Annotated in this window: 10 protein-coding genes and 1 riboswitch; of the genes, 7 read left to right on the forward strand and 3 right to left on the reverse strand. The window is 70.8% G+C overall.

Going from position 1 to position 13,413, the window contains the following annotated elements:
* Nucleotides 1-34 precede the first annotated feature (34 nt).
* Nucleotides 35-170, forward strand: a riboswitch (cobalamin riboswitch).
* 63 nt (nucleotides 171-233) lie between these two features.
* Nucleotides 234-3,929, forward strand: coding sequence for a cobaltochelatase subunit CobN (gene cobN, locus ACTWQF_RS36465; RefSeq protein ID WP_443284071.1), 3,696 nt, complete (start codon nucleotides 234-236; stop codon nucleotides 3,927-3,929).
* Here the strand turns inward: cobN and ACTWQF_RS36470 are convergent.
* Nucleotides 3,890-4,549 (reverse strand): DUF998 domain-containing protein, encoded by a 660-nt coding sequence (locus tag ACTWQF_RS36470; RefSeq protein ID WP_443284072.1) that lies wholly within the window; start codon nucleotides 4,547-4,549, stop codon nucleotides 3,890-3,892. The genes cobN and ACTWQF_RS36470 overlap by 40 nt on opposite strands.
* A gap of 194 nt (nucleotides 4,550-4,743) precedes the next feature.
* Here ACTWQF_RS36470 and ACTWQF_RS36475 point away from each other — a divergent pair, with 194 nt between their 5' ends.
* The 3 genes from ACTWQF_RS36475 (at nucleotide 4,744) to ACTWQF_RS36485 (ending at nucleotide 7,708) form a co-directional block, all read left to right on the forward strand.
* Nucleotides 4,744-5,982 carry a sensor histidine kinase gene (locus ACTWQF_RS36475; RefSeq protein ID WP_443284080.1) on the forward strand — a complete coding sequence of 413 codons (1,239 nt, stop codon included), beginning with the start codon at nucleotides 4,744-4,746 and terminating at the stop codon, nucleotides 5,980-5,982.
* On the forward strand, nucleotides 5,979-6,704 hold the full coding sequence (locus ACTWQF_RS36480) for a response regulator (RefSeq protein WP_443284073.1): 726 nt from the start codon (nucleotides 5,979-5,981) through the stop codon (nucleotides 6,702-6,704). Before ACTWQF_RS36475 ends, ACTWQF_RS36480 begins: the two co-directional genes overlap by 4 nt.
* A gap of 95 nt (nucleotides 6,705-6,799) precedes the next feature.
* Entirely contained in the window at nucleotides 6,800-7,708 is a 909-nt protein-coding gene (locus tag ACTWQF_RS36485; RefSeq protein ID WP_443284074.1) for a glycoside hydrolase family 16 protein, read from the forward strand.
* 62 nt (nucleotides 7,709-7,770) lie between these two features.
* Here the strand turns inward: ACTWQF_RS36485 and ACTWQF_RS36490 are convergent, their stop codons facing one another.
* Nucleotides 7,771-8,262, reverse strand: a complete 492-nt coding sequence (locus ACTWQF_RS36490) for a histone deacetylase (RefSeq protein ID WP_443284075.1) — start codon at nucleotides 8,260-8,262, stop codon at nucleotides 7,771-7,773.
* Nucleotides 8,263-8,541: 279 nt separating this feature from the next.
* Here ACTWQF_RS36490 and ACTWQF_RS36495 point away from each other — a divergent pair, with 279 nt between their 5' ends.
* The 3 genes from ACTWQF_RS36495 (at nucleotide 8,542) to ACTWQF_RS36505 (ending at nucleotide 12,398) form a co-directional block, all read left to right on the forward strand.
* A complete protein-coding gene (locus tag ACTWQF_RS36495; protein WP_443284076.1) occupies nucleotides 8,542-10,686 on the forward strand; it encodes a UvrD-helicase domain-containing protein in 2,145 nt (714 codons plus the stop codon).
* 129 nt (nucleotides 10,687-10,815) lie between these two features.
* The gene (locus ACTWQF_RS36500; RefSeq protein ID WP_443284077.1) at nucleotides 10,816-10,998 is read left to right on the forward strand and encodes a hypothetical protein; all 183 of its coding nucleotides are present in this window, start codon (nucleotides 10,816-10,818) and stop codon (nucleotides 10,996-10,998) included.
* On the forward strand, nucleotides 10,995-12,398 hold the full coding sequence (locus tag ACTWQF_RS36505) for a DedA family protein (RefSeq protein WP_443284078.1): 1,404 nt from the start codon (nucleotides 10,995-10,997) through the stop codon (nucleotides 12,396-12,398). Before ACTWQF_RS36500 ends, ACTWQF_RS36505 begins: the two co-directional genes overlap by 4 nt.
* A 107-nt stretch (nucleotides 12,399-12,505) precedes the next feature.
* On the opposite strand, the gene ACTWQF_RS36510 is transcribed toward ACTWQF_RS36505, so the two are convergent.
* Nucleotides 12,506-12,787: a hypothetical protein gene (locus ACTWQF_RS36510; protein ID WP_443284079.1), complete on the reverse strand. Its 282-nt coding sequence runs from the start codon at nucleotides 12,785-12,787 to the stop codon at nucleotides 12,506-12,508.
* Nucleotides 12,788-13,413 lie beyond the last annotated feature (626 nt).

Genomic DNA, 13,413 nt, shown 5'->3' on the forward strand with positions numbered 1-13,413 from the left:
GAGCAAGGGGCGGGTGGGTGGGCGAGCCGGGGCCCGTAACCTGACCCTCGTTGCCGGTGACGGCGACATGGGAGGAAGCCCGGTGTGAATCCGGCGCGGTCCCGCCACTGTGAGCCCGGCCATCAGTACGGCCGGGTGAGCCAGGAACTCCCTTCCCAAGCTCTCGGCTCCGATGGAGCAGGGAGTCCAAGACCACCCGGGGCGCGGACACCCCGAGGAAGGGCTACCGCAGCATGCCGATCCTGCTCCTGTCGACCTCCGACACGGACCTCCTCAGCGCCCGCGCGGCAAACGCGGCCGCGGCCGCGGCACAGGGTGACAGCTCCGCCCCCCTCACGTACCGCTACGCCAACCCGAGCAGGCTGTCCGAGGACACCCTCACCGAAGAACTCGACGCCCTCCTCGAGGGCGTCGATCTCGTCGTCGTACGGCTCCTCGGCGGCATCCGCGCCTGGGAACCCGGCATCGACGCGCTCCGCGCGACCAGCCTCCCGCTCGTCGTCCTGACCGGCGAACAGGCACCGGACGCCCAGCTGATGGCCGCGTCCACGGTCCCGATCGGCGTGGCGGCCGAAGCCCACGCCTACCTGGCGCACGGCGGCCCCGCGAACCTCGTCCAGCTGGCCCGTTTCCTCTCCGACACGGTGCTGCTCACGGGGTACGGCTTCGAGCCCCCGGCCCCGGCCCCGTCCTGGGGTCACCTGGACCGCGAGCCCTCATCGCAGCGCGCCGCGGCGGAAGGTGCCCCCACCATCGCCGTCCTCTACTACCGCGCGCACCACATGAGCGGCAACACCGCGTTCGCCGCGGCGCTCTGCGACGCCGTCGAGGCGGCGGGCGGCAAGGCGCTGCCCCTCTACGTGGCCTCGCTCCGCGCGCCCGAACCCGAGCTCATCGAGGAACTCCGCGCCGCCGACGTCATCGTGACCACGGTGCTGGCGGCGGGCGGGGCCGGCGGCGCCAAGCCGGCCGACGCGGGCGCGGGCGGCGACGACGAGGCGTGGGACGCGGGCGCGCTCACCAGCCTGGACGTCCCCATCATTCAGGCGCTGTGCCTCACCGCGCCCCGCTCCGACTGGGAGCAGAACGACGAGGGCGTCTCCCCTCTGGACGCGGCGAGTCAGATCGCCGTACCGGAGTTCGACGGCCGCCTCATCACCGTCCCGTTCTCCTTCAAGGAGATCGACGCGGACGGCCTGCCGTCCTACGTGGCCGACCCGGAGCGCGCATCCCGCGTCGCGGGCATCGCCCTGCGGCACGCACGGCTGCGCCATATCCCGGCGGCGGACAAGCGGCTGGCGCTCGTACTGTCGGCGTATCCGACCAAGCACTCCCGGATCGGCAACGCGGTCGGACTCGACACCCCGGCCAGCGCGGTGGCACTGCTGCACCGACTCCAGGCGGAGGGCTACGACTTCGGGGGCACCCCTGTCCCCGGAATGGTCACCCCCCAAGGTGGTGACGATTCCGGGGACCACCCCGGAGACCCCCTCATCCGCGCCCTCATCGAGGCCGGTGGCCACGACCAGGACTGGCTCACCGAGGAGCAGCTGGCCAAGAACCCGGTCCGCATCCCGGCGGCCGACTACAGCCGCTGGTACGCGACCCTCCCGCAGGAGCTCCGCGACGCGGTCGAGGAGCACTGGGGCCCGCCGCCGGGCGAGATGTTCGTGGACCGTACGCACAATCCGGACGGCGACATCGTCCTGGCGGCGCTGCGCCACGGCAACCTGCTCATCCTCATCCAGCCGCCCCGCGGCTTCGGCGAGAACCCGATCGCGATCTACCACGACCCGGATCTGCCGCCGTCCCACCACTACTTGGCGGCGTACCGCTGGATCGCGGCGCCCCAGGCCGAGGGGGGCTTCGGCGCGGACGCGATGATCCATCTGGGCAAGCACGGCAATCTGGAGTGGCTGCCCGGCAAGAACGCGGGGCTGTCGGCGGCGTGTGCGCCGGACGCCGCGCTGGGTGATCTGCCTCTCGTCTATCCGTTCCTGGTCAACGACCCGGGCGAGGGCACCCAGGCCAAGCGCCGGGTGCACGCCACGCTCGTCGACCATCTGGTGCCACCGATGGCCCGCGCCGACTCCTACGGCGACATCGCCCGCCTCGAACAACTCCTGGACGAGTACGCGCAGATCAGCTCCATGGACCCGGCAAAGCTGCCGGCGATCCGCGCCCAGATCTGGACGCTGATCCAGGCGGCCCGGCTCGACTACGACCTCGGTCTCGAGCAGCGTCCCGACGACGACGGCTTCGACGACTTCCTGCTGCACGTCGACGGCTGGCTGTGCGAGGTGAAGGACGCGCAGATCCGCGACGGCCTGCACGTTCTCGGTACGGCTCCGGCCGGCGAGGACCGCGTCAACCTGGTCCTCGCCATCCTGCGCGCCCGCCAGATCTGGGGCGGAAGAAGCACTCTGCCGGGCCTGCGCGAGGCCCTTGGTCTGGACGAGTCGGCGGCCACCCGTACCACTGCCGACGAGGCGGAGGCGAAGGCCCGCGCGCTGGTCGAGGCGATGGAGGCGGCCGACTGGGACCCGGAGGCGGTGTCCGGTATCGCCGCCGGCCATCCGCAACAGGTCGCGGACATTCTCACCTTCGCGGCCCGCGAGGTCGTCCCGCGCCTGGCGGCCACCACCGCCGAACTGGACCACACCGTCCACGCGCTGAACGGCGGCTTCGTACCGGCAGGGCCGTCAGGGTCCCCGCTCCGCGGCCTGGTCAACGTCCTGCCGACGGGGCGCAACTTCTACTCCGTCGACCCCAAGGCCGTCCCCTCCCGCCTCGCATGGGAGACGGGACAGGCCCTCGCCGACTCCCTCCTGGAGCGCTACCGCACCGACAACGGAGCCTGGCCCACCTCCGTCGGCCTCTCCCTGTGGGGCACCAGCGCCATGCGAACCGCGGGCGACGACATCGCCGAGGCCCTGGCGCTGCTCGGCGTCCGCCCGGTGTGGGACGACGCGTCGCGCCGTGTGACGGGCCTGGAGCCGATCCCGTACGAGGAGCTGGGCCGTCCGCGTATCGACGTCACCCTCCGCATCTCCGGCTTCTTCCGTGACGCGTTCCCGCACGCGGTGGCGCTGCTGGACGACGCGGTGCGGCTGGCGGCGTCCCTTGAGGAGCCGGACGACCGCAACCACGTACGCGCCCACACCCAGCAGGACCTGCGCGAACACGGCGACGAACGGCGGGCCACCACCCGTATCTTCGGCTCCCGCCCCGGAACCTACGGCGCGGGCCTCCTCCAGCTGATCGACTCCCGCGACTGGCGCACCGACGCCGACCTCGCCGAGGTCTACACCGTCTGGGGCGGGTACGCCTACGGCCGCGGTCTGGACGGCCGCCCGGCGCGCGGCGAGATGGAGACGGCGTACAAGCGCATTGCCGTGGCCGCCAAGAACACCGACACCCGCGAGCACGACATCGCGGACTCCGACGACTACTTCCAGTACCACGGCGGCATGGTCGCCACCGTGCGTGCGCTGCGCGGCACCGCGCCCGAGGCGTACATCGGCGACTCCACCCGGCCCGAGACGGTGCGCACCCGCAGCCTCGTGGAGGAGACCTCCCGCGTCTTCCGCGCCCGCGTCGTCAACCCCAAGTGGATCGAGGCGATGCGCCGCCACGGCTACAAGGGAGCCTTCGAGCTGGCCGCCACCGTCGACTACCTCTTCGGCTACGACGCCACCACCGGCGTGGTGGCCGACTGGATGTACGACAAGCTCACCGAGACGTACGTCCTGGACGAGACCAACCGCGCCTTCCTCCAGGAGTCCAACCCCTGGGCCCTGCACGGCATCGCCGAGCGCCTGCTGGAGGCCGAGTCCCGCGGCATGTGGTCCAAGCCCGACCCGGCCACGCTCGACGCGCTGCGCCAGATCTACCTGGAGACGGAAGGCGAACTGGAAAGCGACGAGTAGCCGCGGAATATCGCCGTCGCCATGACGAGCGTCCACCCCTGAAGTGCGAAGGCCGCGATCCGTTCCATGCCGCCCAGCCCGGTCCCGGGATCGAGCTGGGCGAAGAACATCCATGCGGCGAGCAGCGCGGCGGCGGCGAAGGCGAAGGTAATGTGCCGCAGTCTGCCGAACAGGGAGCTGCGCGGGGTGAATCCGGCGCAGAGGAGTCCGATATTGCCCAGCCCCATGATGAGGAGTGCGCCCAGTACGTGAAGGTCCTCGTCGACGTCCGCGGGAACAAAGCCCACCAGAACCCACGCGGCGGCGTCGACGAGGAACAGAATCCGTGCGGCCCGCGACATCCCGCTCCGGCCCCAGCACACCCCCGTCAGCAGCGCGCCGGCCAGGAGCAGGACGCCTTGGACGACGAAGGACGTGTTCATTGCGTCGTGCAGTGGTGAGCACACGTAGCGGGGACGCGAGACGTCCCAGGTCCCGCAGTGGACGTTGCCCAGGTCGCTGATGTTGTAGCTCTTCCAGCTGTAGGGCGTGCGCCAGGCGGATTCCACGACCAGTTGCACGACCAGGAATTGCGCGGCGTTGACGACCCACACCACGGCTCCGATTCTGGCCGCCACCATGGTGCGGTCCTTCGAGCGTGGCCTTGTCTCCGGCTTCGATTTCACTGTCACCCGCACAACTTCGCAGCAGGCAGCGGCTTCGCACATCGCTGTGCCGAGCGGTTTGCGAACCGCCTTTTCCCGGGATGCCGTTCTGGCTCCTTCGGGGGAGGTGTGCCGCACATTCCGGCGGTACCGTTCCGGCCGTGGGCAAGATGACTCGGCCGCTTTTCAGCGCAGCCGCATACCGGGGCTGGATATACGCATTTCTCGGCGCTGCCATGAGCCTGCCGCCGTTGACGCTGGCGCTCTTCGCGACGCCTCGCCCATGGCCGCTGCCGCTCCGCCTCGTCGGGTTCACCCTCGCGCTGGCCGTGCTGGTCGTGGCCCTGGGCTCCCCTCAGGCGGCGCGCCGGGGCTGCGTACGGCTGGCCAACCGGTTGCTGGGCACCGAGCTTCCCGCTCCGCCGGAGTCACCGGCGTCCCGCTGGGCCGACCGGTTCCGCACGGCGGGGTGCCTGGCGGTGCACATGGCTCTCGGCGGAGCGGTGGTCTCGGTGACGGGCCTGGTGGTGTTCATGGCCGTCGCGTTCCTCGCGGTGTGGCTGGGCGGCGGTGGCTCGTTGGCGGTCTTCGGGGCGGCCGTGCAGGTGGAGCCGGGCCTGCGGGGACTGTGGGCGCCGGTCGCGTTCGCCGGGTGCCTGGCGTTGGCGGGGTACATCGCCGCGGGCGGCACGGTGGTGCTGCGGCTGCTCGCGCCGGTCTTCCTCGGTCTGCGGCCCGCAGAGCGACTGGCCGCCGCCGAACGGCAGATGCACGCGCTGGCGCAACGCAACCGACTCGCCCAGGAGTTGCACGATTCGATCGGGCACACCCTGACGGCCTCCACCATCCAGGCTGCCGTCGCGGGGGAGCTCATGGACAGTGATCCGGAGGCGGCCCGACGGGCGCTCAACAGCATCGAGGAGACCTCCCGTGCGGCCATGGACGACCTCGACCAGGTGCTCGGTGCCCTGCGGGAGCACCGGCCGACGACGGCCCCGCAGCGCACGCTCGCCGATCTCGGCCCGCTGACCGAGCGGGTCAGGCAGGCAGGCGCCGGGCTGAGCGTGGAGACCCACGGGGACCTGACCCAGGTCCCGGCCACCGTCTCACGGGAGGCGTACCGGCTCGTCCAGGAAGGTCTCACCAACGCGTTGCGGCACGGCAGAAAGACCGGGATCGGCTTGCGGGTCGCCGCGCTGGACGGCCGGCTGGAGGTGGAGGTCACCAACCCGGTGGACGACACGGTGCGCTTCCGGCCCCACAGGCAGCAGCGGCACGGGCACGGGCTGACGGGGATCGCCGAGCGGGTGCGGTTGCTGGGCGGCGAGGTGTCCGCCGGCCGCATGGACGGCGAAGGTCACCCGCACTGGCGGCTCGCGGCGCGGATACCACTACGGTCGGCGCCATGACCGCCGACAGCGCACAGAGCCGGGCCCCCGCCCCGGGCCAGGCCCCGACCCCGCCGTCCGAGCAGCGGGTGAGCGTTCTCATCGTCGACGACGACGAACTCACGCGCACCGGGCTGCGGGCCCTGCTGGCGGCCAAACCCGATCTGGAGGTGGTCGGCGAGGCAGCGGACGGAACCGAGGTACTTCCGATGGTCACGCGGCTGCGCCCCGATGTGGTCCTGATGGATGTGCGCATGCCCGAGGTGGACGGTATCGAGGCGACGCGTCGGCTGCGGACCGCGTTGTCCGACCCGCCGAAGGTCATCGTGATCACCACGTTCGAGAACGACGAGTACGTCTACGACGCACTGCACATCGGCGCCAGCGGATTCATCCGCAAACGAGCACCGGCACAGCAGATCGCCCACGCCATCCGGCTGGTGGCCACCGGGGACTCCGTGCTCTTCCCGGACACCGTCCGCAGGCTCGCCGCCGGCCGGGCCGTACGACGGGACGCCGCCGACAGGACGAGTGCGCTCACCCCACGCGAGACGGAGATCCTGCGGCTCATGGCGGAAGGGCTGTCCAACCAGCAGACGGCCAGTCGGCTTCGGGTGAGCCTGGAGACCGTCAAGACACATGTGGGCAACGTGCTGGCCAAACTGGGGGCGAACAACCGGACGCAGGCGGTCATCCTGGCCTACGAGGCGGGTCTGATCGACGCCGGAGGGCACGAACGCTGACCCGGAGCGGCCTTCGCCAAGTTCCTTGCCTGTTAAGGGAGTTACTGCCGGGAAAGGCATGCGCGGCAGAGGCGGCAGGGGCATACTCTCCGGCCATGAAACGAAACCTGGGGCTCAAGACCGGCACCGCGCTGGCGGCTGCCTTCGCATGCATATGGATGGTGGCCGGGCCGGCCCCGGCCGAGGAGACGCCCTCCGAGGACGCGTGCAAGACGACGGACAACACCATGCCGTCAGGCGACTGCGGGAAATTCCGCCAGGTGTTCGCGGAGAACTTCAGCGGCGACACCGTGCCGGTCGGCTCGTTCTCCGACTGCGACCACAACGTCGACACCGCCGACGCCTACTGCGGCGGCCTCAGCGGCGAGTACCGCAAGAACTGGTGGGCGTACCCAACCGGCTGGTACGACACCGCCCACCCGAACAACCACAGCAACGGCAACGACCGCAAAATGGGCGGCGAGTACCGCGCTGACAAGACGGTCTCCGTCTCCCCCTCCGGCTACGACGGCACCGGCACCATGAAGGTCGACATGTACCGGCCCCAGACCGGCGACGACAACTACGTGGGCACCGTCGTGCCCCGCAAGTGCATGGACCGGGCGTACGGGAAGTACACCGAGCGGTTCAAGGTGACCCGCATGGACCCGGGCTTCAAGGCGGCGCACCTCTTCTACGAGGACCCGCACGAGATGGACTTCCCCGAGGCCGGCGGCAACTTCAACGACGACAAGATCTCCGCCTTCACCCACCCGAGCGAGGAGAACGTCGACACCGGCGCCTCCTGGACCACTCCGCACACCACGTCGATCGAGTGGACGCCGGGCAAGGTGAAGTACTTCCTGGACGGCAAGCTGGTGAAGACCGCCACCCGCGACATCTCCTCCTCCCCGATGGACTGGGCCCTCCAGAACGAATCGGCCCTCTCCGGCGCCTACGCGGACCGGGGCGCCCACGCGGCGATCGAAACCACCTGGGTGACCTGCTACTCGTACAAGTCCTGACCGCTGATCCCTGATCCCTGATCCCTGACGTGGCCCATGGGTGCGCCGGGGACGGAGCGGAGCTACTCGCCGACCAGCTCCAGAACCGCCCCGACCGACCAGTGCCCCTCCGCCCCCGGCGCCCCGGCGAGATACCGGGCCACTGTCTCCGCAGTCCGACCACCCTCCTGCAACAGCCCGAAGGCCAGATACCGGACGTACGCCGCCGCCGGCGCCACGTACGGCACCTCCCCCAGCCTCCACGGGGCGGTGAACGTGAGTACCGGGTGCCCCGCCAGCTCCCCGGCGCACACCAGCGTCTCGTACCGCCCCTCGCCTAGCGACAACCGACCGTGCGTCAGTACGCCGGACAGCTCCAGTTCGGCGCCCGGTTCCCGGTACATCTCCTGCTCAGCGATGTCGGAGAACTGCCCCGGCGTCACCAGATGCGCCACCGCAAAGGTGCGCCCCTCGGCAGCCGGGTCGTAGAACGCCCGCCCGCCGCCCCACACCGGTGACGTCGTCGCGAAGTACACGGCGCCGGGCAACTCGACCGGCACCGACTCCGTTGGCATCGTCCGGTCCCGGCACCCCGGATACCACCGTTCCGCCCCCCGGGGCCGGCCCCCACAGATGTAGGCCCGCAACCGCTCCCGGTGCATGTTGGACCCATAGGCGGCATACCACACCTTCTGCGGTCGCCCTGCCCGAGCCGCTGTGCGCCGCACCACCTGCACCGCATCCACCTCCGCACCGTCATGCGCTTTCCGTGCAATTTTTTGCCGTCCGTGCGCCCTGCCGTGGCCGTTGCTGACCGTTCTATGATCGCTACTCCGTGTGCGAGGGGGCGTGGTATGGCGGCTGGTGGATCGGCGTCGCGGCGGGCGCAGGAGGCGCGGCGGCAGGAGCGGCTGCTGCGGGAGCAGTGGCAGGCGGCCCGACAGCAGGCACGTCGCTGGGAGGCGGCCGACGAGGGCGAACGGCGGGTTGCCGCACAGCTGTTGATCCTGACAGCGCGGGGTTGGCGGCTGCTGGTGGACCGCAGATGGCCCGGGACGCGTACCGCCAATGTGGACATGCTGCTGATCGGCCCCGGCGGGGTGTTCGTCCTCGACGTCAAGAACTGGCGTTCCGCGCCGGAGGCCGCGAACGGCAAGCTGAGCGCGGCCGGTGAGCCGCGCGACGAGCACGTCGCCAAGCTGCTGGCCGTGACGAAGGCCGCCGAGGGCGCCGTGGCGTCGCTGGGAATGTCCCCGGTGGCGGTCCAGCCCCTCATGGTCTTCGCGGGCCACGGGGTCGACACCGAGTTGGGCCGGGTCCGGCTGCTGGGGGAGCGTGAGGTCGGCCCGGCGCTGCTGTCGGAACGCCGCCGACTGCGCCCCGAGTCGGTGCGCGCGATCGCCGATCACCTGGACCGGGTCTTCCCGGAGTACGAGGGCTCGTCGGTCGTACAGGGCACACGGGACGCAGGGGGTGCAAGGGGCATACCGCCTGTACGTCACCAACCGGCCGCCGCGTCGGCCGCCGCCGCGTCCGCCGTCGAACCACCGTCCGACGACGGACTCTTCGATATCGACGGTCTCCGCGAGGCCGCTCTCGAAGAAGCTATGCGGGCACCGATCGAGCAGTGGATGACGTTCCTCCACCCCGACCAGGTCGCCCTGGTACGGCGCAACTGGGCGGGACCGGCCCGGATCAGCGGCCCGGCCGGCACCGGCAAGACCGTCGTCGGCCTGCACCGCACGGCGCGGCTCGCCCAGCGCACCACCGGCCGGGTGCTGTACGTCACGTTCGCCAACAACCTCCCGCGGGTGCAGTCGACGTTTCTCAAGACCATGTCCCCGGCAGTGGCCGGCAGGGTCGACTTCCGCAGTCTGCACTCCTTTGCCCAGGAGTTTCTGCGCGAGAGCGGCGTCCCCGTCCGGCTGCACGGCGACAAGGCCCTCACCGCCTTCAACCTCGCCTGGAAGCGGATCGGACGCGACAGCTGCCTGGCCGAGATCGACCCGGCCCCGCAGTACTGGAAGGAGGAGATCGACCACGTCATCAAGGGCCGCGGCATCACCTCCTTCGAGGAGTACGCCACCGTGCCCCGTCGCCGCCGCCGCGCCGGCCTGCGCCGGGCACACCGGCAGGCCGTATGGCAGCTGTACGAGGCGTACGAGTCGCTGCTCGCCGAGCGCGAAGTGCACGACTTCAACGATGTGCTCTCCCTCGCCCTGGTGGAGGCCCGCCGCCGTGCCGGACAGCACCCGTACGCAGCCGTGGTCGTGGACGAGGTGCAGGATCTGACGCTGGTCGGCGTGCGGCTGGTGCACACCCTCGTCGGCGACGTCCCCAACGGCCTGCTGCTGGTCGGCGACGGCCAACAGGCCGTCTACCCGGGCGGGTTCCGGCTGACCGACGCAGGCATCGACATCCGCGGCGACCGCGGTCAGGTACTGCGCACCAACTACCGCAACAGCAAGGAGATCCTGGAGGCGGCGCTGACGGTCGTCGCCGACGACACCTTCGAAGACATCGACGGACTGCGCACCCCCGGCCGCCGCGACGTCGACCTGACGTACCACGACGGACAGGTGATCCGCGTCTGCGAACCGACCCCGGCGGAACACGACCGGGCCCTCCTGGAGGCCCTGCGCGCCCTGCCCCTGTCCTCCCGTGCCGATGCCGCGATCCTCTGCCCCTCCATCCGCGCCATCGGCCACTACCAGCGGCTCCTCGAACACGCGGGCCTCCCGGTCTGCCTGCTGGAGCAGTACGACGGCCGCACCGTCGACGCCGTGAAGCTCGGCAGCTACCTCCGCGCCAAGGGCCTCGAATTCAAGAGCGTCTATCTGCCCGAACACGACGCAGCGCTCATCCGGCCCCCCGCCACCGCCACAGCCCCGCCCTCCTCCGAGACGGCGGACGAACGCAACGAACTCGCCCGCAGCCAGCTCTTCGTCGCCATGACCCGCGCCCGCGACCTGCTGTGGCTGGGCAGCGTACGCAAGTAGCCCGGCCGGCCCGGCGCCACGAGGGTCAGCTCCTCCGCCGATCGCCCACGTCGGCCCCGACGTTCGTAGGGGGCCGACGTCGTACGACGACGGATTCGCCGCTCCGAACTGCTTTCTAGCGTCGGAGCGATGAAGCACTGGACCGCGTTGTACGGCATGACTCACGGCTGGGCCGCCCCGCACGCGCGCGCCCTCGCGCAGCGTCGTGCCGAGGGCCGGACGCCCTTCATCGAGTCCGCCCGTGACCTGCGCTCCCGCGGCGCGGTCGCGCCCGGCGGATCGGCCCGGGCCGGGGCCGGGGCCGCGCGGTGACCGCCCTCGACGCCCTCGGTCAGCTGCCCGCGGTGGCCGCGTCGGCCCTCGGCCAGGCGCCCCCGGCAGCCGCGTACGCGTTGCTGGCGACGGCCGTACTCGCCGAATCCGTCCTGATGGTGGGGGCGTTCGTGCCGACCCTCACCGTGCTTCTCACGGCCGGGGCGCTGGCCCGTACCGGGCAGCTCGGCCTTCTTACGGTGATCGCGGTCGCCGCGTGCGCTGCGATGGCCGGCGACTTCCTCGCGCACCGCACCGGCTGCCTGCTCGGAGACCGGCTGCGCACCTCACGGCTCGCCCGCCGGATCCCCGCCGGTGCGTGGCGGCGGGCCGAGGCGCTGATGGCCGGGCACGGCGGCCGGGCCGTGTTCTGTTCGCGGTTCGTTCCCGTGCTGCGCACCCTCACCCCGCACGTCGCGGGAGCCACCCGCGTGCCGTACCACCGCATCGCTCCCTACAGCGCCGTAGCCACCCCGCTGTGGGCCGCCGCCGAGGCCGGAGCCGGATTCACGGCCGCTTCCGCCCAGCGAGCCCTCACCCTGGCCGGCCCCGCCCTCGCCACCGTCCTCGCGACAGCGCTGGCCGCGGCCGTCCTCGCTCGGGCAGTCAGCCGCCTGCGCCTCCGCCGCCGCCGTGCAATCATCCCCACCATGCTGGAGATCCCCGGATACGCACACGGCCCCCTCGTGGACGGCAGCGCGTACCTGGACCAACCCCTGTTCTGGCCGGTGCACCTCGGCACCTGCCTGCGCGGCGAGGAAGCGCAGAGAGCCGCGTTCGGGGCCGACTGGGACGCTGCCATGGATCTGTACCGCGCGCTCTCCGCCGCGCACGAGTGGCCCGTGTTCGAGGTGACTCTCCGGCCCGGCCACACCATCTACGTCGTCTACCGCAACCTCGACGGGGACCCCGGGGTGGACTACCTGATCCATCACCCGACCTGGTCCGCAGCTGAGCCCATCGCCGTGGACGACGGCCACTTCATGGGCCCCGGCATGGCCTGGCACGAGCTCCTGAACGTAGCTGTCCAGCCGACGCCGGACGGCGAAACCCACGTCACCGCCCGCCTTCTGCTGCTCTTCCCCGCACTCGGCGACACGCAGCTCTCCGACGACGCGGTCGGCACTCTCACCACCGCCCTTGCCGCTCGTACGCAGATCGAAGAACCCGCCGAAGTAGCGAAGATGCTCCTCTCCGCCCAGGGCCAATGGGAGCCCGCCAACTGGCACTCGGCAGGCGGCTCATGGATCAACGATGGCAGGCATTCCCACCGCAACCCTCGCAACGCCTTCGCCCTGCCTGCCGAACGCCTCCTGGAGATCAGCACCGCACTCAACGGCCCAAGCCGGGCAAGCGTCGCTCAGCCCAGTGGACCGCAGACAGCCGGCAGCCAAGGCTGAGGCGACGGCCGGCCAACCGGCGGCGCGGCCCATCACAGGGGACGCCGATCACAGGGCCCCTGTGGCGCAGCCCGATCACGGGGACCCTGATCGCAGGGAACCCGTCCTCACAGCTTGCCCCACACCAGCACCGTGCGATGGCCCCCCAACGCGTGCGCGAAGCGCTCGAGGAACCGGGGGCTGAACTCGGGCCAGTCCCAGAACTCAAACCCCAGGTAGCCGAACGCGTAGTAGTCGTCCTCCCAGGTCCACCTGGTCAAGTCACCGGCCTGACCACAGTGCTGGCAGGTCGCGGTGGCCAGGCCCGTTTCGTACCACCTCTGGATGGCCTCCCCGAAGGGCTCCCAGACGTCCTCGATCTCCTCCCACTCATCGGTGTAGAACTCCACCTGAGCACCGCAGTGAGGGCAGCCGGCACACCTGGCATCACCCTGCCCACCGTGAAAAACGGTGCGCCCCGTCTCGATCTTGAGCCCACCACTGGGCTCCCAGTCCACCTCGTCCACGGCCTCCGCCCAACGCGGCCCAGGCGGATACCCCAGCGGAGCCCCGATCACACAATCGCTGCGCTCACCAAGGACTATCCCCTCCCCGACCAGCCAATCCAGCCCCCGCCCCCCAAGCGCCGAAGCCTCACCCGACGTGGCCTCCACATCGACAACAACCTGAAAGTGGCTCCCCATGGAACCCAACCCTAAAAGCCCCCACTGACACCCTCAGCAGACCTCACCCAACGCAGCGGAGGTCTCTTGGGCTTATGTGTGGGGCCGGCCTGCGAACCGTGCGAGATCTCGGCGCCGCGCCACGAACCTTGCCGGTCCCGTGCACCTGGGCAGTGTCCGGCCGATCACGCGGGGTGCGGTGATCTACGCGCTGCCGATGGCAGTCGTTACCGGGACTCTTGCAGAAAGCCCCGGCGTTCACGCCGGGGATGAATGCGTCTCAAGGCTGCTCTGACGTGCACGTTGGAGCGGACGTTTTTGCTGCTCGATGTACTGGCGGACGATCACCAGTG

The sequence above is a fragment of the Streptomyces sp. 8N114 genome, from assembly GCF_052245835.1.
Lineage (GTDB): Bacteria > Actinomycetota > Actinomycetes > Streptomycetales > Streptomycetaceae > Streptomyces.

Coding starts and splice junctions, on each gene's coding strand:
- cobN (WP_443284071.1), top strand. CDS start 234: ATGCCGATCCTGCTCCTGTCGACCTCCGACACGGACCTCCTCAGCGCC.
- ACTWQF_RS36470 (WP_443284072.1), bottom strand. CDS start 4,549: ATGGTGGCGGCCAGAATCGGAGCCGTGGTGTGGGTCGTCAACGCCGCG.
- ACTWQF_RS36475 (WP_443284080.1), top strand. CDS start 4,744: ATGACTCGGCCGCTTTTCAGCGCAGCCGCATACCGGGGCTGGATATAC.
- ACTWQF_RS36480 (WP_443284073.1), top strand. CDS start 5,979: ATGACCGCCGACAGCGCACAGAGCCGGGCCCCCGCCCCGGGCCAGGCC.
- ACTWQF_RS36485 (WP_443284074.1), top strand. CDS start 6,800: ATGAAACGAAACCTGGGGCTCAAGACCGGCACCGCGCTGGCGGCTGCC.
- ACTWQF_RS36490 (WP_443284075.1), bottom strand. CDS start 8,262: ATGCCAACGGAGTCGGTGCCGGTCGAGTTGCCCGGCGCCGTGTACTTC.
- ACTWQF_RS36495 (WP_443284076.1), top strand. CDS start 8,542: ATGGCGGCTGGTGGATCGGCGTCGCGGCGGGCGCAGGAGGCGCGGCGG.
- ACTWQF_RS36500 (WP_443284077.1), top strand. CDS start 10,816: ATGAAGCACTGGACCGCGTTGTACGGCATGACTCACGGCTGGGCCGCC.